At 41.5% G+C, this 20,033-nt stretch carries 17 protein-coding genes; 1 reads left to right on the top strand and 16 read right to left on the bottom strand.

Annotated elements, in window-relative coordinates; genetic code table 11:
- Nucleotides 1-122: 122 nt before the first annotated feature.
- From trpS to pilM, 12 genes are all read right to left on the bottom strand, one after another.
- Nucleotides 123-1,139, bottom strand: coding sequence for a tryptophan--tRNA ligase (gene trpS / locus ACE3G9_RS08435; protein WP_449218907.1), 1,017 nt, complete (start codon nt 1,137-1,139; stop codon nt 123-125).
- 169 nt (nt 1,140-1,308) lie between these two features.
- Nucleotides 1,309-1,989: a phosphoglycolate phosphatase gene (locus ACE3G9_RS08430; protein WP_449218922.1), complete on the bottom strand. Its 681-nt coding sequence runs from the start codon at nt 1,987-1,989 to the stop codon at nt 1,309-1,311.
- Between the two features lie 99 nt (nt 1,990-2,088).
- On the bottom strand, nt 2,089-2,760 hold the full coding sequence (rpe, locus tag ACE3G9_RS08425) for a ribulose-phosphate 3-epimerase (RefSeq protein WP_417880357.1): 672 nt from the start codon (nt 2,758-2,760) through the stop codon (nt 2,089-2,091).
- Nucleotides 2,761-3,150: 390 nt separating this feature from the next.
- Complete coding sequence (locus tag ACE3G9_RS08420) at nt 3,151-3,972, bottom strand: Dam family site-specific DNA-(adenine-N6)-methyltransferase (RefSeq protein ID WP_417880358.1); 822 nt, start codon at nt 3,970-3,972, stop codon at nt 3,151-3,153.
- A gap of 96 nt (nt 3,973-4,068) precedes the next feature.
- Nucleotides 4,069-5,493 (bottom strand): AAA family ATPase, encoded by a 1,425-nt coding sequence (locus ACE3G9_RS08415; RefSeq protein ID WP_417880359.1) that lies wholly within the window; start codon nt 5,491-5,493, stop codon nt 4,069-4,071.
- Between the two features lie 135 nt (nt 5,494-5,628).
- On the bottom strand, nt 5,629-6,711 hold the full coding sequence (gene aroB, locus ACE3G9_RS08410; protein ID WP_449218906.1) for a 3-dehydroquinate synthase: 1,083 nt from the start codon (nt 6,709-6,711) through the stop codon (nt 5,629-5,631).
- A gap of 24 nt (nt 6,712-6,735) precedes the next feature.
- Nucleotides 6,736-7,254: a shikimate kinase AroK gene (gene aroK / locus ACE3G9_RS08405; RefSeq protein ID WP_417880361.1), complete on the bottom strand. Its 519-nt coding sequence runs from the start codon at nt 7,252-7,254 to the stop codon at nt 6,736-6,738.
- Nucleotides 7,255-7,495: 241 nt separating this feature from the next.
- Entirely contained in the window at nt 7,496-9,250 is a 1,755-nt protein-coding gene (locus tag ACE3G9_RS08400) for a type IV pilus secretin PilQ (protein WP_417880445.1), read from the bottom strand.
- Between the two features lie 85 nt (nt 9,251-9,335).
- Nucleotides 9,336-9,845 carry a pilus assembly protein PilP gene (locus ACE3G9_RS08395; RefSeq protein ID WP_417880362.1) on the bottom strand — a complete coding sequence of 170 codons (510 nt, stop codon included), beginning with the start codon at nt 9,843-9,845 and terminating at the stop codon, nt 9,336-9,338.
- On the bottom strand, nt 9,842-10,426 hold the full coding sequence (gene pilO, locus ACE3G9_RS08390; RefSeq protein WP_417880363.1) for a type IV pilus inner membrane component PilO: 585 nt from the start codon (nt 10,424-10,426) through the stop codon (nt 9,842-9,844). The genes ACE3G9_RS08395 and pilO overlap by 4 nt, the downstream gene beginning before the upstream one ends.
- Complete coding sequence (locus tag ACE3G9_RS08385) at nt 10,426-11,025, bottom strand: PilN domain-containing protein (protein ID WP_417880364.1); 600 nt, start codon at nt 11,023-11,025, stop codon at nt 10,426-10,428. The genes pilO and ACE3G9_RS08385 overlap by 1 nt, the downstream gene beginning before the upstream one ends.
- Nucleotides 11,015-12,031 carry a type IV pilus assembly protein PilM gene (pilM, locus tag ACE3G9_RS08380; protein WP_417880365.1) on the bottom strand — a complete coding sequence of 339 codons (1,017 nt, stop codon included), beginning with the start codon at nt 12,029-12,031 and terminating at the stop codon, nt 11,015-11,017. The genes ACE3G9_RS08385 and pilM overlap by 11 nt, the downstream gene beginning before the upstream one ends.
- A 237-nt stretch (nt 12,032-12,268) precedes the next feature.
- On the opposite strand from pilM, the gene ACE3G9_RS08375 reads away from it, so the two are divergent.
- Nucleotides 12,269-14,836 carry a penicillin-binding protein 1A gene (locus tag ACE3G9_RS08375; protein WP_449218905.1) on the top strand — a complete coding sequence of 856 codons (2,568 nt, stop codon included), beginning with the start codon at nt 12,269-12,271 and terminating at the stop codon, nt 14,834-14,836.
- Between the two features lie 182 nt (nt 14,837-15,018).
- Here ACE3G9_RS08375 and oxyR read toward each other — a convergent pair whose 3' ends face one another.
- The 4 genes from oxyR to ACE3G9_RS08355 form a co-directional block, all read right to left on the bottom strand.
- Nucleotides 15,019-15,906 (bottom strand): DNA-binding transcriptional regulator OxyR, encoded by an 888-nt coding sequence (gene oxyR / locus ACE3G9_RS08370; RefSeq protein WP_417880367.1) that lies wholly within the window; start codon nt 15,904-15,906, stop codon nt 15,019-15,021.
- Nucleotides 15,907-16,328: 422 nt separating this feature from the next.
- On the bottom strand, nt 16,329-16,475 hold the full coding sequence (locus ACE3G9_RS08365) for a hypothetical protein (RefSeq protein WP_449218904.1): 147 nt from the start codon (nt 16,473-16,475) through the stop codon (nt 16,329-16,331).
- Nucleotides 16,476-16,687: 212 nt separating this feature from the next.
- Nucleotides 16,688-18,562, bottom strand: coding sequence for an argininosuccinate lyase (gene argH, locus ACE3G9_RS08360; protein ID WP_417880369.1), 1,875 nt, complete (start codon nt 18,560-18,562; stop codon nt 16,688-16,690).
- Nucleotides 18,563-18,748: 186 nt separating this feature from the next.
- Nucleotides 18,749-19,981, bottom strand: a complete 1,233-nt coding sequence (locus ACE3G9_RS08355) for an argininosuccinate synthase (RefSeq protein WP_417880371.1) — start codon at nt 19,979-19,981, stop codon at nt 18,749-18,751.
- Nucleotides 19,982-20,033 lie beyond the last annotated feature (52 nt).

Genomic DNA, 20,033 nt, shown 5'->3' with positions numbered 1-20,033 from the left:
TAACCCAATAGTTAGTGACACATATATTAATAATACGTAGTGAATAGTATCCAAAGTCATAAAAACAAAAAACCGCTGAAAATATCAACTTCAGCGGTTTTATTGGTATATCCAAATAGAATTTAGCCTCGAGGCACAAACCCTACCGCTTGGTAAGCTTTCGCTAACGTCACTGCAGCTTTTGTTGAGGCTTTTTCAGCACCAATTTTCATCACTTGATCCATATAAGCGCGGTCTTCACGAATGCGCTTGTATTCAGATTGAATCGGCTCAAGCATCGCAACGATCGCTTCACCCACATCTTTCTTAAATGGACCGTACATTTCAACCCCCGCATATTGCGCTTCAATTTCTTGATAAGTTTTACCCGTTGCTGCCGAATACAGCCCCATCAAGTTTGAAATGCCTGCTTTATTTTCCACATCATGTGCAATGCGTGGTGGCGTTTCAGCATCGGTTTGCGCTTTATTGATCTTTTTCAAAATCGACTTTGGATCTTCTAAAATGGTAATAACGTTTTTACGATTATCATCCGATTTAGACATTTTCTTAGTCGCATCTTGCAAGCTCATTACACGAGCGTTCACTTGTGGAATGTATGGCTCTGGAATTTGGAAAATTGGATTTTCAGGGCTATACACATTATTAAAGCGAGTCGCAATATCACGGGCTAACTCTAAATGCTGCTTCTGATCGTTACCGACCGGTACTTGGTGAGCACCGTACAGCAAAATATCCGCTGCCATTAATACAGGGTAAGCAAAAAGCCCAGCGTTGACATCATTGGCGTAACGCTGTGATTTATCCTTGAACTGAGTCATACGATTCAATTCGCCCATTTGGGTATAACAGTTAAGAAGCCAACCTAGTTGAGCATGTTCCGGTACATGTGACTGAACGAATAACGTGCTCTTCTTAGGATCAACACCAACCGCAAGACAAACTGCTAATGCATCTAATGTCGCTTCATACAGAGCTTTAGGATCTTGACGAACCGTAACTGCATGAAGGTCAACAACGCAATACTGGCAATCATAATCATCTTGCATTTGTTGCCATTGACGTAGAGCACCCAAGTAGTTACCAATACTCAGTTCACCAGATGGTTGAACACCACTTAATACTATGGGTTTGCTCATGTTACTTTTCCCTTACTGTCGCCCCTATTTATACTCATCATCGAATACTGGGCTGAAATTAAAAATAATGCCTGTTTATCTTTCATTCAAATTAAATGAAAGATAAACAGGCATTTCAGTTTACTGATCTAGCTCGGTTTGACTAGCGTTTTATTTCGAATAATCTCAATTATTGAGAAACACTCAGTACATCTAACATCTCAGCAATGTTATCTGCAACGTAGTCTGGTGATGAGTCAGAAATAGGCTCACCGTGGTTGTAACCATAAGTCAGAGCAAAACTATGACAACCGGCATTTTTTGCAGCTAATACATCATTTTTAGAATCACCGACCATCAACATTTGTTGTGCACTTACTTGATGCTTATCGAGCAACCAATTGAGCGCCATTGGATCAGGCTTTTTATTAGGGAAGTCATCGCCACCAATCACATCGACAAACAGATCGGCAATGCCATGCTGCTGCAAAATATCTGGCACAAAAGCGGAAGGCTTATTAGTGACAATCGCCATTTTATAGCCACCTTGATGCAAGGCCTTCAATGTCGATGTTACATTAGAATATAAATGACTGAGTTGGTGGCCGCCTTGGTGATAATACTCATCAAAACGCACACGCGCTTGTTTCAGAAAATCCGCATCTAATGATGGATCAACCTTAATATTTTGACTTAGCGCACGACCAATCAGTATGTCAGCGCCATTACCGACCCAATCTCGAACTTGTTCTTCGGTTACCGATGGAAAACCTAAGCTTTGTACGGCTTTATCGGCAGCAACCGCCAGATCAGGTACGCTATCAAGTAACGTCCCATCTAAATCAAATGCGATTAATTGAATATCTTGCAAGGTTTTCACAGCTTCCATTTACAACACACTTCTATTAAAACAAAAAAGAAGCTTGAGTGTATCTCAAGCTTCTTTTGATATCGACCACTAGTTACAAAGTTACTTTGCTTTCGCAAGTTCTTCGCGCATTTGGTCAATCACTTGTTTGTAGTCTGGTTGATTGAAAATTGCCGAGCCTGCTACGAACATATCTGCACCCGCTTCAGCGATTTCACGGATATTATCCACCTTCACACCACCATCAATTTCAAGACGGATATTACGACCACTTGCCTCGATACGCTTACGCACTTCACGTAGTTTATCTAAAGTAGACGGAATGAAAGATTGACCGCCAAAACCTGGATTCACTGACATCAACAAAATCATATCAACTTTATCCATGATGTAATCTAAGTGATGAAGCGGCGTCGCTGGGTTAAACACTACCCCTGCCTGACAACCATGTTCTTTGATTAATTGCAAAGTACGGTCAACGTGCTCAGAGGCTTCAATGTGGAAAGTGATCATCGATGCACCCGCTTTAGCAAATTCAGGCACGATGCTATCAACGGGTTTCACCATTAAGTGAACATCAATCGGTGCAGTAATCCCGTAATCACGTAGCGCTTTACAGATTGGGGCGCCAAAAGTCAGATTAGGCACATAGTGATTATCCATCACATCAAAGTGAACAACATCAGCACCCGCGGCTAATACTCTTTCGACATCTTCGCCTAAACGAGCAAAATCAGCAGAGAGGATGGATGGTGCTATCAAAAAATCTTTCATGGCTAACTCCGAGTATGGCCTAAATCTATGGGATAAAATTGGCGCAAGTTTACCCAAGCAAACGTTTATATACAAGGTGAGAGGTAGTTTACGAGTTGATGGTCACGGTATTATTGAGCGAGTTTCGTGGCTCGGGCGCTTCGCTGCTCGTAACTTAGGCAAAGACACAGAAAGAAGTGACGAGATATGTGAACACTGTACTTCGAGTTGAGAGAAAGAGCAGTAAGAGAAAAAAGAAACGAAAAGGCTGTAGCGAGAGGCGTGAATGTTTCTCTCTGTGTCGCGAGTTAACAGCAGTTTACCACGCTTTTCCTCGTTACACGCTACACGTCACTCACAACAAATTTCGAGCAACGAGAAGTGAAACGACCGAGAATCCGAGTACCGAAACTACCCCTTCGCTTCAAACAACGCCAACAACTCATCAACCTTGTTCCGGCCTGCACCATTGCGGCTGATGGTGCGTTTTACTTTTACTACATTCAACTGTGCACCTTTATATAGACGGCGAGTTAATGCAGTATCATGATTAGAAATAAGTACGGGGATATCACGATGCACTGCAGTATGTTCTGCAATACTGGCCAATTCTGCTTGATCATCTAATGAAAAACCATTGCCCGCGTAAGAAGTAAAGTTACTCGCTTGGGCTAATGGGGCATAAGGAGGGTCACAATATACGACACAACCTTTGCGCGCTCGAGCAAACGTCTGTGGGTAGCCTTCACAAACAAACGTCGCTTTCTTAGCTTTTTCAGCAAAGTTCAACATTTCATTTTCTGGGAAGTAAGGTTTTTTATAAGAACCAAAAGGCACATTAAAGCCACCTTTTTTGTTATAACGGCATAAACCATTAAAACCGAATCGATTCATATATAAGAAAGCAAGAGAGCGGAATAAGGTATCTTGGCTTTGGTTAAAGTCAGCGCGTACGCCTAGATAGACTTCTTTGCGGTTATATTCAGGTGTGAAAAAACGCTGTGCCTCTTGAATAAACAAGTCAGGTTGTTGTTTTAATAAGTTATACAGATTAATTAAGTCTGGATTGATATCAGCCAATAGGTAGTGGTCATAATCGGTATTCAAAAATACCGACCCCGCTCCGACGAAAGGCTCAACTAGCTTTCTACCTTCTGGTAGGTGATGCTGAATGTCTTCAACTAAACCGTATTTACCGCCTGCCCATTTGAGGAAAGCTCGTTGCTTCTTCATTTATTTTACTACTCATCGACCACAAGTGTTTTCACCAATCCATCAAAATTATTGATGGGCTGGGGAATGTAACATATTTCCGCGCTAGGGTCTGCGCTATTTCACTCGTTCAATTTCTTGATGAACTTGCGCTATCGATTTAGGCCACGGCTGTTCTTTTTGTAGCGCTAATGATAGTTCTTGAGCCGCATCTCGGGTTTCTTTAATACTAGCAAAGTCTTGGTAAGTCACGATATACCAAGATTGCTGATTACGTAGCGTACGGTAAACTCGAACTTGACCATTCAAGTCATACATCTTAATAAAGTTAACTGCTTCTTCTTGATTGGTTACGGCCAATAATTGCAATGTATAACGTTCAGCAGGTAATGCTAATAATGCATCATCGGCTAACGTAAGCTGATCATCTTTCAATGAACTCACCGAATTTTGAACCGATGAAGCTTGAGCGGATGTCACTTCGTCATTAGACACTTTAGCATCTTTCGGTGAATCACCATCCAACAATGCATCAACAACCTTTGAAGGAACCACCACACGTTTTTGCTCAGAATCAGACTCATCACCTACAGTTAACGTTTTATCCGTCACTGCCAGTGGTAGAGTGTCGCCTTCTTGAAATTGTTCAGCTTGCGCGCCTGATGTAATATCAGTTACTGAACTAACTGGATTTGGAAGTGTATCTGCCGAGTCTTGCTTGGCTTCATTTTGTTCAATAACATCCGTTTCCGTTTGCTGATCTTGAACTCGAGCCTGATAACTGGTCCACCAAGACCAACCACCTAATGCCAATAGAATAATAATTAAGATAATCAACGAACGCTTAACCCAGCATACCACTGGCTTTTTATGCGATTCAGATAATGCTAATAAGTTAGCAGGGTAATTAATGACAGATTGAGCAGCACGATGAATCGCTTGTTTTTTCTTATCAGAGTCAATGTGGGCGGCAGGGATGACAAGTTGATCGATAAAATTCGTCGCTTCGTTATCCGTTAACGGAGAGATCGCTATACGCTTAAATTCTGGTTTTGGATAGGTAGTTAATGATGACTCATCAATCTCGTTAGGTTTTGCAAACAAGATAACACTGATTTGCCATAAAGGATTTTGTTGTGCAGCCAGTACCAACTGAGCCAGTTCATCAAGTAAGTGTACCGTTAACCAGTTTGCGTCATCAACGATAATTGTCGCCTTGCAATCTTGGTCTTTACGAAATATTGATAAGCTCTCAAGTAACGTTTCTTCGCCAGTGCAAAAACTATCTGACAACAACTGGCCGAGTAATACGCTACGTTGCTGTTCCGCTGTTTGAGTCGGTGAACAAATTAGAAAAGATAACGTCTGAATTTTTTTATCAGTATTAAGGAAGCGTTGTGCAAGCCACGATTTACCAGAACCTTCCTCTCCTTCAACGCAGATTACGTTAGAATCCAGGCGAGTAAACATTTGCAAACCATCAAGAATGTCCGTTTGCGATTCTAATTGCACCATATGTGCATCATCATGAGTCATGCTCATTACTAGCCTCTTAAATACGTCAAAATAGGAATATTCTATAAATAGCACGCTATCAAATGAAAAATGTCAAAAAAACACATAAAAGAAGTGTTTATGAAAAATCTTACTGGCGTGGTTTAAGACTTTTCTTTCATTTTAACGGCAAGCTTCAATCGCCTGTCTAATTATTACTTCATCGGTATTTCCTAACACTTCCGATGATCCTATTCCAGTCGGTAAAATTAAGCGTAGTTGACCAGATAAAACCTTCTTATCTCGCATCATATGTTTAATAAAATGCTCATAAGTCATAGTCTCTGGTGTGTGTATAGGAAGTTTAGCTTTGACCAAAATACGTTGAATTCGTTCAACTTGCTCTAAAGTCATTAACCCTCGAAGCAAAGCAGTGTGAGCTGCCATCATGGTGCCTGCAGCAACTGCTTCACCGTGCAGCCAGTTGCCATAGCCCATTTCAGCTTCAATCGCGTGACCATAAGTATGACCAAGGTTAAGCAAAGCACGAACACCAGATTCTTTTTCATCAGCCGCGACCACATCAGCTTTAATTTGGCAACAACGAGCAATCGCATAGCACAAAGCTTGATTATCCAACGCGACTAACTTCTCCATATTCTGTTCAAGCCACGTGAAGAAGTCACTATCAATAATAATGCCGTATTTAATGACCTCGGCCATTCCAGCAGCAAATTCTCGTTCAGGTAGAGTATCTAAACAATCGGTATCAATAATCACTGATTTAGGCTGATAAAAAGCCCCAATCATATTCTTACCGAGTGGATGATTAACTGCCGTTTTTCCACCAACTGATGAGTCAACCTGTGACAACAAGGTGGTTGGAACTTGGATAAAGTCAACACCACGCTGATAACAAGCAGCAGCAAAGCCAACTAAATCACCAATCACACCACCACCAAGCGCCACTAATACAACATCACGACTGTAATTACCTTCAAGCAGAAAACTCATAATGGTATTGAAGGTTTCCAACGATTTATATTGTTCGCCATCCGGCAGAGCGAGTAAATCAACTTGGCATTGCAGAGTCGTCAAGGTTTGAATTAAACGATCAGCATACATCGGCGCAACCGTGTCATTACTGACCACGACCACTTTTTGTTTGGCTTTTAAATGTGAGAAAAGCGCTGGATTGGTTAATAATCCAGCGCCAATAGAGATAGGATAGCTTCGCTCAGCAAGATCCACATTAATCCGTTCCATGGTTTGGGTCTCCTAAGCTATCGGCTAGTTTTCTTCTAGCATTTTTACAATAAGATTAGCCACTACTTTAGCGCTTTGATCATCAGTGCGTACAGTATAATCGGCGATTTCTTCATACAGAGGATTGCGTTCAGCCGCTAGAGCTTCTAATACTTCACGCGGCTCACCTGTTTGTAATAAAGGACGTTTTTTATCGCGATTAGTACGAGCAAGTTGCTTTTCAATTGTCGTTTCAAGATAAACCACAATACCTCGTGCAGATAAGTAATTACGATTATCTTTGCTCTTAATTGAGCCACCGCCTGTTGCCAGTACGATACCTTGCTCTTGAGTTAAGTCATCGATGACAGTTTCTTCGCGAACGCGGAAACCTTCTTCACCTTCAACATCAAATACCCAACTGATATCTGCACCAGTTCTTTGTTCAATAACCGTATCAGAATCTAAGAACTCCATATGCAGCTGTTGAGCTAGATGTCTACCAATTGTACTTTTGCCGGCACCCATTGGGCCAACAAGAAAAATATTGCGTTTTTCGGCCATGTTTAGCAGTAATTCAACGTTAATTTAATGAAATTGCCATCCGATATTCTATTATGAAGTTTGCTTTATGCGTGCAAAAGCCTCATTAGATATCATTGTGGCACCTAATTCCTCACAGATAATTCGTGATCAGACCCGAAATTATCTAAGTATGGTGCCACTAATGCAACTTTAATTTTGCTTACAATGCATTTATCTTGATTCTTTATTGAACCAGATCGCTTGCAAAGCACCGACCTCACTACTGTAAGACTACTTTTGGTGTCACGAAAATCAATAACTCACTTTTGCCATAATTCTCATAACTACGGCGGAATAGTGCTCCTAAGTATGGGATATCTCCTAATAGTGGCACTTTATCGACGCTGGTTTGTACAGAATGTTGGTAAATACCGCCAAGCACGACCGTCTCACCATTATCAACTAATACTTGAGTACCGATACGCTGGGTATCAATTGCCACCGCTTCACCTTCACCAGTTTTCACCACCGACCCAGGTCTATCCTGAGTCACGCTTAAGTCAAGTACTAAGCGATTATCCGGTGTAATTTGCGGTGTGACTTTTAAGCTTAATACCGCTTTTTTAAAGCTAACTGAAGTCGCGCCACTTGATGCCGCCTCTAAATAAGGAATTTCGGTACCTTGCTCAATATAAGCGGGTTGTTTATTGGTAGTAATCAAACGAGGGCTCGAAATGATTTCTGCTTTTGATTCCGCTTGTAGTGCCGATAACTCTAAATCCAACAAAGTATCAGAGCCTAACTTTGCCACCTGAAAAGCAATGCTCGAAGCATTAGAACTCGTCGCGGCTAAGTTAACATTAAGGAAATCTTCAATACCAACAGTGCTATCACCATTACCAGTAAAATCAATTCCATCCTCGCCATTAGCAATGCCAGCTTGACCAACATTACTTTCTATCGAACCACCGGTTGAAAAAGAGCCATTGGTTTCCGCAACCCCCCAACGAACCCCTAGATCTTGCATATTACCTTCATTAACCGTCACGATGCGCGCTTCAATTTGCACTTGCTTAACAGGAATATCTAATGATTCAACAATACCTTTAATGATGTCGATATTATTTGGCAGATCGCGGATTAGTAATGAGTTTGTTCGCTCATCGACCGTGATATTACCTCGGCTCGATAACATGCTAAGCTCACCTTCACCACCAATTAACTCAGCGATATCAGAGGCTTTAGCAAAATTAACTTGAATCAACTCAGAACTTAAATCCCCAAGTTCTTCTTCCATACGGGCCTGCTCTAAACGTTGTTGTTGCTGTGCATCCAATTCGGCCTTTGGAGCCACTAAAACAACATTACCTTCTACCCTTTTATCTAACCCTTTCACTTGTAGAATGATATCCAGCACTTGCTGCCAAGGTACACCATCTAGACGAAGCGTTAAGTTGCCAGTCACTGAATCTGATACCACGAGGTTAAAGCTATTATAATCAGCGATTAGCTGTAATACGTTCCGCACGGGAATGTCTTGAAAGTTAATCGAAATGACTTTGTTTTCTTTATCTAAGACGGTTTTTTGTTTGGCTACTACCGACTTAGGTTTGGTCTTTACTTCTGTCACGGTAATTTCTAAATTCTTACCTTTCAAACGATAATCATAGGTAAAATCACCAGAAATCAACGCTTGTAGACGAGTGTTGACTTTCTCTCGAAATACCTCAACCGTTTTGACTGCGGTAGAGAAATCTTTCACATCGATCACATACAAATCGTCATCACTGACTTGAGTATGTATTAAATCAATCGTTAACCCTTGAGGGTTTTTCTTAATATCTACCGCTGAGGCGGAAGAGCCTAATTTGACAACAATCACCCCTTCTTTCTCTTTATTTAACCGAAAATCGAGGCCAACAAATTTATTACTCAACTCTTGCTCTAATTGTGTCGCCGAGCTAGAAGTCTTGGAAGAGGTTGTCGCAGCAACGGCGGTTAGTCCAGAAAGAAGTGTACAAGCAATGGTCGACATCAAAATGAATTGGCGAGTCCAAGCTGTCAGCGTTAATCCTTTATGCATAATTTAATACTCAATTATTATCTTCATGTCGTTATGATTACTTCAGCGCTAACTTAACGTTTCGCTGCTGCCAACACCCCAATCCATCTGGGAGTGTCTCTTTGATTAAAATAAATTTCGGGGTCACTTGCGCCACTTTGCCGTTATTCAACCCAATATACTCTCCAGGTTGAACCTTTACTAAAGTACCTTTCGGCGTTTGTACTAAGCCAGAAATATCCCCTTTGCTTCCCATCACTCCTCTGAGATGTAGTTGCTCTAGAGGATACTGTTCAAGTTGGCCCGTTTTACTGCGTAACCCCGGTTGCCAGCAATCTTGTTTCGTCTGAGGCTGATTGGCCACCGCAATAGCAGGTAAACTAAATGGTGATCGTAAACTCATGCCGCTATATTGCGTTGCTTTAAAGCTTTTTTCTGGTTCCAGTTGAGCAATTTCTTTACGTGATTGATTTTCCACTTGAGAAATAAAGTTAGGAATCGAATCATTTGATTGCTGACAACCAACCAATACCAATGCAGAGAGCATCATAAAACTTGGTTTCATCATTGATTATCCTCTGGCTTAAACTGGTAGGTATAAGCACGAACACGGAAGTGCAACGTGCTACTTTCTTGACTCACTCGTTGCCACTCCACGTTGTGTAAGCTGATAATACGTGGCAATTTGGCAATCGCTTCCGAGAACTCTCCAATATCGTCATAAGCACCGGTAAGCTCAATGTTGAGTGGTAAACGATATAGAAACTCTTGTACTTGCTTTTCCCCCCAATCAACGCGGGTAAAGCTCAAATCATTCTTAATACCAATATCGTTTACAGAAGACAGCATACTCGCCAACTCTTTTTGAACAGGTAACTGTTTTAATAAATATTGATAGCGAGTATTCAATTCATCGAGTTGTGCCTGTAGTTGCGGTAGTGCTGCCACTTTAGCCGCTTTAATTCGAATTGAGCTTTTTAGCGTAACTTCTTGTTGTCGAATCTGCTCAAGCTCATCTTGCTGTGGTGATAGATAAAACCAAGCTCCAACAACTTGCAATACAATCACCAATACACCAATCGCCAATAACTGAGGAATTAATGGCCATTCCGGCATGTCTTCAAAATCAAGTTCTCGAAAATCGACCATTACTGACCTCCTTGTTTAGCAATAGTCTGTCCATTATTCGATTGTTCCGGTTGCTCATCTTCAAAGCGAAATGACAACTTAAAACTTTGAAACTTCTTACCAAACAATACCCTGCCAGAAATAATAGAATGCATTTCCACATCAACTAGCCAAGTGGAGTTTTCGAAATTATCTAACATGGTTGCTAAACGAGCAGTACTATCACTCACCCCAGCCATTTCCACTTCTCTGCCACTCATTTTAATTTTGTCGACATAGACGCCTTCTGGAACTAACTCGGGCATAAGATTCATAAAATCCGTAGTTTTATTACGCTCATTTTGTAGCGACTCAACCAACCTTAAACGCGTTAATATCGATTTATGTTTGGCTTCAATTTCTTTTAGATTCACCAACTCTTTATCAAGTTTATTGATATAAGCTTGTAGTTGTTGATTACGACTCTTTTGCTGATCTTTTAAATGATCGATATATAAGCTGGCAAACCATTGCAACATCAATGCGGCCAAGATCCCTAAAACCACCATTCCATAGAAACGTTGCTTATATTGCTGACGCTTTTCTTCACGCCATGGCAGCAGGTTAATATCATGCAACATGCTTTCCTCCTTGCCATTGAATACCGCGAATGGCTAATCCAGCCGCCACGCTAAACGTGCATGCTTCTGATTGAATATTATTTTTCACTTTGCCTTGCAGCAGCTTTAATGGATCGAGTACTTCAACAGCAAGGTCGAGTTTGTCTGATAAATACTCATCAATCGCCGCTAAGGTCGCACCGCCACCAGTGAGCCAAATCCCTTCAATTTTTTGTTGCTGATTAACCGAGCCGTACATACTAAGCTGGCGAGTTAAACGCTCCGCTAACTCGTCAATAAATTTATCTTGCTGATTCAGCTCAACGCTTGGTGAATCATTATCGAGGTTTAATGCCGGAGAAGGCTTGATGTTTTGCGTACCAAAAGGAATATCTTTGTAATAAGCCGGACGATTATTCGGCGCAATACAGAGTGAAGTTTGGCTATGGCCAATATCAACTAACAACCAACTTTGCTTTGTCGGGTCAACCTGAGTTGCTAATTGCCATACTCGAAGTAGACCATGGGCTTGGATATCCATTACCATTGGCTTAAAGCCGGATTTTTTTATCGCATCCATACGACTTTCTATCACTTCTTTGCGAGTAGCATAAACTTGATAGGTCGAAGTCGGTGCTCGCTTTAAAGTATCCGATTCCACTTTGACATAATCCAAGCTTAAATCTTCTACCGGAAAAGGCGATTGCTGGCCAAATACTTGATAGATAGCAAATTCTTTTTCTCGTTCTTCTAATTCACTATCAATATGCAGAACTTTACTGATTACTGCATTGTCTGGCACGGATAACACAACATTTCTGGCCATCATTGGCAGTTGTTTTTTTAACTCTTTTAATTTTTTGACAATCTCTTGATGATCAAAGGTATGGTTATCTGAAAAAATGGCCTCCGTTGCTGGCACTTCTTTGTAACTCACCAGTTCAAACAGTTCTCCAGCGGGTTTCATAACCACAGCTTTAATACTATGGTGACCAATATCGATGCCCGTGACGAAAGATTTACCCATATTGCTAAGCTCCAGCTAGAGGAATAGTTCCTCAACAAAGGTTGGATGATTAATAAGTACGCTTAACTATTTAGTAAACCGATAAGTTGTTTCACTAACATTCAGATCACTTTTTGAAGTGAAATCCCTTATTGAAATAAAAAGTTAAGAACGCATTTTTTTAGCGATATGCTAATATATGCACCTACTGTACAGGTGTTTATATCGACACATCCTTACTCAATCAGGGAATATCCGGTGAAGTTCATAAAGCCATTGCTCATTTTTTCATTTGTTTGCATGATTCTTGGAGTGACCACAATTTTTGGGTTCTATTACTACCTAAAACCTCAGCTCCCAGACGTTGCAACTTTGAAGAACGTACAACTGCAAACTCCAATGCAAGTCTATAGCCAAGAAGGAAAACTAATTGCTCAGTTTGGTGAAAAACGACGCATCCCTCTTAAGCTCGACGATATTCCTCTGCAAATGCAAGAAGCCTTCATCGCAACGGAAGATAGCCGCTATTACCAACACTATGGCATTGACCCGATTGGTATTATGCGTGCTGCTGTCGTAGTGGCAATTTCAGGCTCAGCAAAACAAGGTGCGAGTACGATCACTCAACAGCTTGCGCGTAACTTTTTCTTGTCGAATGACAAAAAGATCATGCGTAAAATCAAAGAAATTTTTATCGCGATCCATATTGAGCAAGTTCTGAATAAACAAGAAATCTTAGAGTTGTACCTCAACAAGATTTATTTGGGATATCGCTCTTATGGTGTAGGTGCTGCCTCTTTGACCTATTTTGGAAAAGAACCTAAAGATCTCACTCTTGGTGAAATGGCAATTATTGCTGGCCTACCAAAAGCACCTTCAACCATGAACCCTATTTATTCCATTGATCGCGCTAAAACTCGTCGTCATGTGGTGTTACTACGCATGCTTGAAGAGAAGTATATTACTCAAGAAGAGTTTGATGCTGCTGACGCAGAACCGATTGATGGTAAATATCATGGTGCTCATATTGAAGTGAATGCCCCTTATGTTGCTGAATTAGCACGTGGTTGGGCTGTAAAACATTACGGTGAAGAAGCCTATAGCTCAGGTATGAAGATTTACACTACAGTGAAATCTAACTTGCAAGAAGCCGCTAACCAAGCCGCGATTGGTAACTTACTTAACTATGATGAACGTCATGGCTACCGTGGTGCCGAGGCCGTGGCTTGGAAACCACAAGAGGCCGCCTTCACTCAAAAGCAAATGGATAAGTACCTAAAGGGCAAGCCGACGTTTGGTTTGATCCACCCTGCTCTAGTAACGGGTATTTCTCAACGCTCTGCTACCGTATACATCAAAAACCGTGGTGAACAAACCATTGAATGGGATGGTTTGAAATGGGCACGTAAATACTATAACGATAGACGTCAAGGTCCAGCGCCAACTAAAACGGCTGACATATTAGAAATTGGTCAGCAAATCTGGGTTCGTCCAATGGGTATTTTAGAAGATAAGCCAGCGGAAGAAGAAACGGAAAATGTTTTAGATAAACAAGTAAATTCCAAAGAAGGAACCGTTGACCCAATTGCTAACTCAACCTGGCAGTTAAGCCAAGTGCCAATTGTAAATACTGCATTTGTCGCATTAAACCCTGAAGATGGCGCAGTTCTATCACTGGTTGGTGGTTTTAACTTTGTGCACAGTAAATTTGACCGTGCCACTATGGCGGAGCGTCAAGTGGGTTCAAGTATTAAACCTTTCATCTACTCATCAGCAATAGATAAAGGCTTAACCTTAGCCACCTTAATTAACGACGCTCCGGTTAACCAATGGGATAAAGGCCAAGGTACGGCATGGCGACCTAAAAATTCACCACCAGTGTATTTAGGTCCAACTATGTTACGCCGCGGTTTAGCACAATCGAAAAACGTAATGGCTGTACGTACACTACGCCGTGTTGGCCTAGATAATGTACTAGACTACCTACCTCGTTTTGGCTTCGATCCGGACAAACTTCCGCATTCAGAAACTATCGCACTGGGTGCGGGTAGCTTAACGCCAATCAAAATGGCACAAGGTATTGCAGTATTTGCCAATGGTGGCTACTACGTAGAACCTTACTATATTGATCACGTTAATAGCCCATACGGTGATTTAATTTTCCGTTCAAATCCAACTAAAGTATGCGAAAAAAACTGTTCGCATGAACCTATTGTCATCGATGATCAAGGTACTGAAGAACCACCTAAATACGCTGAAAAAGTCATCTCACCACAAACCGCATTCCTAGTACGTGAAATGATGTACAGCAACATTTGGGGTGGTGGTGTTTGGAGTAACGGTACTGGCTGGAACGGTACAGGTTGGCGTGGACAAGTATTAAAACGCCGCGATATCGGTGGTAAAACTGGTACGACCAACGACTCTGTCGATACTTGGTATAACGGCTATGCTCCAGGCATTGTTGCCAGTACTTGGGTAGGTTTTGATGGTGCTAACCGTCCACTTGGTTATACCTCCGCTAACGCAAACTTCGATCGCAAAGAGCAATATAACGGTGGTGAATCAGGTGCAACAACAGCTCAACCAGCTTGGATTGAGTTTATGAAAATTGCCCTGAAAGATGTACCTGCACAAGAAAAACAATTACCACCAGGAATCATTCGTGTGCGTATTGACCGTGATAGTGGTCTACTCACCGACAAAAATGATAGTTCTTCAATGTGGGAATACTTTAAAACGGGTACTCAACCAACCGAATCTATAGTGGAAGATCAAGGTACCGATCTCTATTCTGAAGATGAAGATGGCGATAGCTTATTCTAATTCTTGGTGTAAACGATCCTATACCCGAAGTAATTGAAATTGCAGTGAGGCGACAAGTGAATGCACTCGATCAACAAAGCTGCAGCGTCAAGTCTGATGGATATAAATAGCAAAAACTCTAAATAGCAAAGAGGCCATCGAATATCGATGGCCTCTTTTTATTCATATTTATTTTATACCGTTTAAAGATTCACAGTCTGCGAGATAAAGTCAGCAAGCTGCTCAAAACGTTTTCTTAATGGTGAACCCGGTCGATAAGCCAGCACAACTTTACGACTAGGCGTAGGGTTGATCGCTTTTAAATAACACACGCCATCTTTAATCTTTTCTTTAGGAACAGACAATTGTGGTAATAAAGTCACACCACCACCCGCTGCTACCATGTTTCGCAAGGTTTCTAAACTGGTCGCTTTAAAACGATCATCATCATTAGCGCCAGCAGCAAAACAAAAGCCTAAAGCTTGATCGCGCAAGCAATGACCATCGCCAAGAGAGAGCACTGTATGGCCTTTTAGTTGCTCCATTTCTAACTCTGTTTTTTCAGCCCATGGGTGCGCTTCAGGTACAGCCATCATTAGCGGCTCATCATATATATCTAGCTCAATAAAAGGCTGAGTCTCCGCCACAGAGGCAAGCACGATACAATCTAAACGCCCTTCTTCTAGCTGTCTCACTAATTGATTGGTTTGTGCTTCATGCAAAAATAACTCGAGATCGGGAAAAGCCTTTTTTAACGGTTGAATAATCAGTGGCAATAAATAAGGCCCAATTGTTGGAATAAAACCAATATGTAACGGCCCACTCATTTCTTTACCTTGTAAACTGGCCATATCAGTAAAAGTTTTCACTTCTGCCAATACGCGCTTTGCTTGAGAGACCAATACCAAACCGGAATCAGTAAATAGGACTCGACGGCTACTACGCTCAAGTAATGAAGTTCCTAGCTCATCTTCCATTTTTCTAATTTGACCACTTAGTGTCGGCTGACTAACAAAGCACGCTTCCGCCGCTTTACGAAAATGTTTATGTTCCGCTAATGCAACTAAATATTCAAAATCTCGGATATTCACACAACAACTCCATAGTAAAAAACTATCAAAACAATAGCACCAAACGATTGGAGCTATCAAAGATTTTTCATAATAATAATCCTAACAAACATACTTCACTGCTTTGAGGCTGCCCCTTTGGCCTCTTTTTTTTCAAGGTAAGTAATGAAAAATTTAATCAAACAAATCTCTAGAATCCAAGATGGATGGTATGCCGCTTGCTATTTTTCAAATGACGATCTCAAACAAGACTGGTCGAAAAACGCTGATTGGTAAAAATATAAATGAATAAAAACAAAAAACCCCGTACTTCAAATTTGAATACGGGGCCATCTTAAATTTTAATCACAGGATTCAAATTAAGAAAAAGCAGTGGTATTTATTAAGACTCACGATGGGGACTTAAGTTCCAAACTTTTTCCTTTCACATTCACGTGTTGTCATTACAGCAAACTACAATACAAACGCCAAACAACACCAGGTAACTCTACTTGTCCTTCACTCGCTAAGCAGTGTTGGTTCAATTGGCCTGCTTTTAACTCTTGTTGAATATCCAATAATACAAAGTGCTCTAATAACTGAGACTGCACTGCTACAAAGTGTTAATTAATGTCACGCCACCAGAAGCACTCAAAAAGTGTTTACATAAGGTATAAATTAATCCCAAGCCACTAAACTAGCTTGGGGTCGATTATACGTCAAAGACCATACAGGAGTTCGTTGTTTTTCACATAATCCTCATAAATTTATGTATTAAAAACATGCAAAAAAATGTATTAAAATTACCGTTTATTGTTTATTTCTAAGCAACATTTACCTTCATGATCACTTGTTCATTCAAATTAATCTCTAGTGCCACTTCATCACAAGCATGTTGACGAGGACATTGGTCACAGTCTTTTAATACTTTTTCTGGTAACAATGTTTTTGAAGTTGGAATGAAATCTTGCTTCATAAAGAACTCAGGTACGCGAGTTAACACGAATACCTTTTTGATCGCCATTTGACGTGCCTTATCCACCAAGTGTTTGATAATCGCCGCACCTTGGCCTTGTCCTTGCCAGCCTGCTTCAATACCTAATGAACGAATTTCCGCTAGACCAGAATCGTAGACATACAATGAAGCACAACCGGTGACTTCTCCATGATGCTCAGAAACTGCAAACGAACCAATATCACGAATCAATTCATTACGGCTACGTGGTAAGTTCTCACCTAAGCCAGCCCAATACGCCACCATACCTTCAAGCGCATCGATATCGGTTAAACGTGCAGCGCGAACCATCACACCTGAGTTATCACGTTCATCCAAACGTTTCTGCGCTTGAGTCACGGCATAATTCACTTGTTTCGGTGATACGCCGCCTAATGCTGAACGTTTTTCTAGACAAGATTCAATGGTGAGAATGTCATACACATCCGATTCAATCACAGGTGAGAAGGCTTTAAGTTGCTCGAGTGATAACTCTTCGAGTGCACAAGATTGTTCAATCGCACTGACTACCGCCACGCCGACAATATGGTGTGCTTCACGGAATGGAATGCCTTTTGCAACTAAATAGTCAGCTAGCTCGGTTGAGTTCGCATAACCTTGTTTGGCAGCTTCTAGCGTACGCTCACCATTCACTTTAATACCGTCAAAACATAACGCGGCCATTTCCATACAATCGTTCCAAGTATCGAGCGCATCAAACAGCCCTTCCTTGTCTTCTTGCATGTCTTTGTTATACGCCAATGGCAATGCTTTGACTGTCATCATCATCGCCGCAAGAGAACCATAGACACGACCGGTTTTACCACGAATCAACTCAAGTGCATCGGGGTTTTTCTTTTGCGGCATTAAGGATGAACCTGAAGTCACTGTATCAGCCAACTCAATAAAACCAGATTCACCTGAGTTATAGAAAATCATATCTTCTGCAAGACGCGAAAGATGTAGCATGGAAATTGAAGCAATCGACATCAACTCCATTACATGATCACGGTCAGATACCGAATCCAAACTATTACGCGTGGCACGTTGGAAACCTAAATTATGAGCCAATTGCTCACGATCCATAGGATAAGCCGTACCCGCTAAAGCACCAGAACCTAGTGGACAAGTATCAAGACGTTTAATCGCATCATCTAAACGAGAATAATCACGCTCAAACATTTCGACATAAGCCAAACACCAGTGCGCAAAAGTCACAGGTTGAGCGCGTTGCAAGTGCGTATAACCAGGAAGTACCGTGGCTTGATGTTCACGAGCCACCGAGACCATTTGTGATTGCAGGCGGTCGAGCGCCATTAATAGTTGATGACCTTGCTGGCGACACCACAGTTTTAAATCGGTGGCCACTTGGTCGTTACGCGAACGGCCAGTATGAAGCTTTTTACCTAAATCACCGACACGGCTGATCAGTTGCGTTTCTACCCAGCTATGAATATCTTCGGCATCAGACTTTAAAATCTGCTCAGGATCTTCCATTACCGCAAGTTTGAGCTCATTCAAAGCCAGTTCTAGTTTCTGCTGTTCTTGCTCAGTTAATACACCAACCGATAACAAAGATTTAGACCAAGCAATCGACCCCACAATGTCTTGCTCAGCCAATCGGTAGTCAAAGCGCAATGAATCATTGAACTGCTTAAACCGAGTGTCTGCTGCTTGGGTAAATCTTCCGCCCCATAATGCCATTGTGAATCTCCTGCTAATCCATTGTATTTATCGATTTTCGAACACTAGGTTACTCGTTACTAGAGCGCTTCGCTTCTCGATTATCCATGATTTATTATTATATTTAATTTTACTCTTAATCTCTAAATGCTCGTCACTAGGCGTTTCTTTTCCGAGTCACGAGCATTCGAGTTACGATATTCGTATTTATTTCTTCTTCGCTTCATTCAGCGCACGAATGCGGCTTGATAAAGAGTATAAACGAATGAATCCACCAGCGTGACTTTGGTCGTAAACCTCATCATCACCAAAGGTAGCAAATTCTTCTGAATATAAGCTGTTATCAGAACGCTTCTGAGTCACCGTTGCTTGGCCTTTATAAAGCTTGATCACGACTTCACCATTAACATCTTGCGCTAACTCTTCAGTTGCAGCCAATAATGATTTACACAACGGAGTAAACCAACGACCATCGTACACAAGGTGTGACGCTTTTACTGCAAGCTCTTCACGAAATTCAAAAGACGCTTTATCAAGTACTAGTTGCTCAACGGCACGAAGCGCTTCCATCATAATAGTACCTCCTGGTGTTTCATAACAACCACGAGACTTCATGCCTACTAAACGGTTCTCAACGATATCAATACGACCAACGCCGTGCTTCACGCCTTTTTCATTTAGCGCAACCAAAGCTTGATAAGGAGACAGAGCTTGGCCGTCGACTTCAACGACTGCGCCTTTTTCAACTTTTAGCGTTACGTATTCAGCTTGGTCTGGTGCTTGTTCAGGATCCACTGTCCATGCCCAGCAATCATCATTTGGTGCATTCCAAGTATCTTCTAACACGCCACCTTCAGTTGAGATGTGCCATGCGTTGGCATCACGTGAGTAGATCTTAGTTAGAGAAGCAGTACAAGGAATATTACGTTCAGCGAGATAGTCTAAACATTCTTCACGGCTGACGAGATCCCACTCACGCCAAGGCGCAATCACATGTAGGTCAGGAGCAAGAGCCGCAAACGCACCTTCAAAACGAACCTGGTCATTACCTTTACCAGTACAACCGTGACATAGCGCATCTGCGCCAACTTTACGTGCCACTTCTACTTGCGCTTTCGCAATGATTGGACGCGCCATTGAAGTACCTAGTAAGTATTTACCTTCATAGTAAGCACCGGTTTTTAGCGTTGGGTAGATGTAATCGGCAACCATCTCTTCTTTAAGGTCTGCGATATAACATTCAGATGCCCCTGATGCGATGGCTTTTTCTTCAATACCCACTAATTCTTCATCACCTTGACCGACATCGGCCACAAAGGCAACAACTTCACAATCGTAATTTTCTTTTAACCATGGAATGATCACTGAAGTATCTAATCCACCCGAATATGCGACAACTACTTTGTTAATACTTGCTTTATCGACGCTTAATTTAGCCATATTACTTCTCCAAAATTTATTTTATAGCCTTCCTTGGAATCATGTTTGGGTG

The sequence above is a fragment of the Vibrio sp. E150_018 genome, from assembly GCF_053544035.1.
This window is presented reverse-complemented; position numbering and strand designations above follow the sequence as displayed.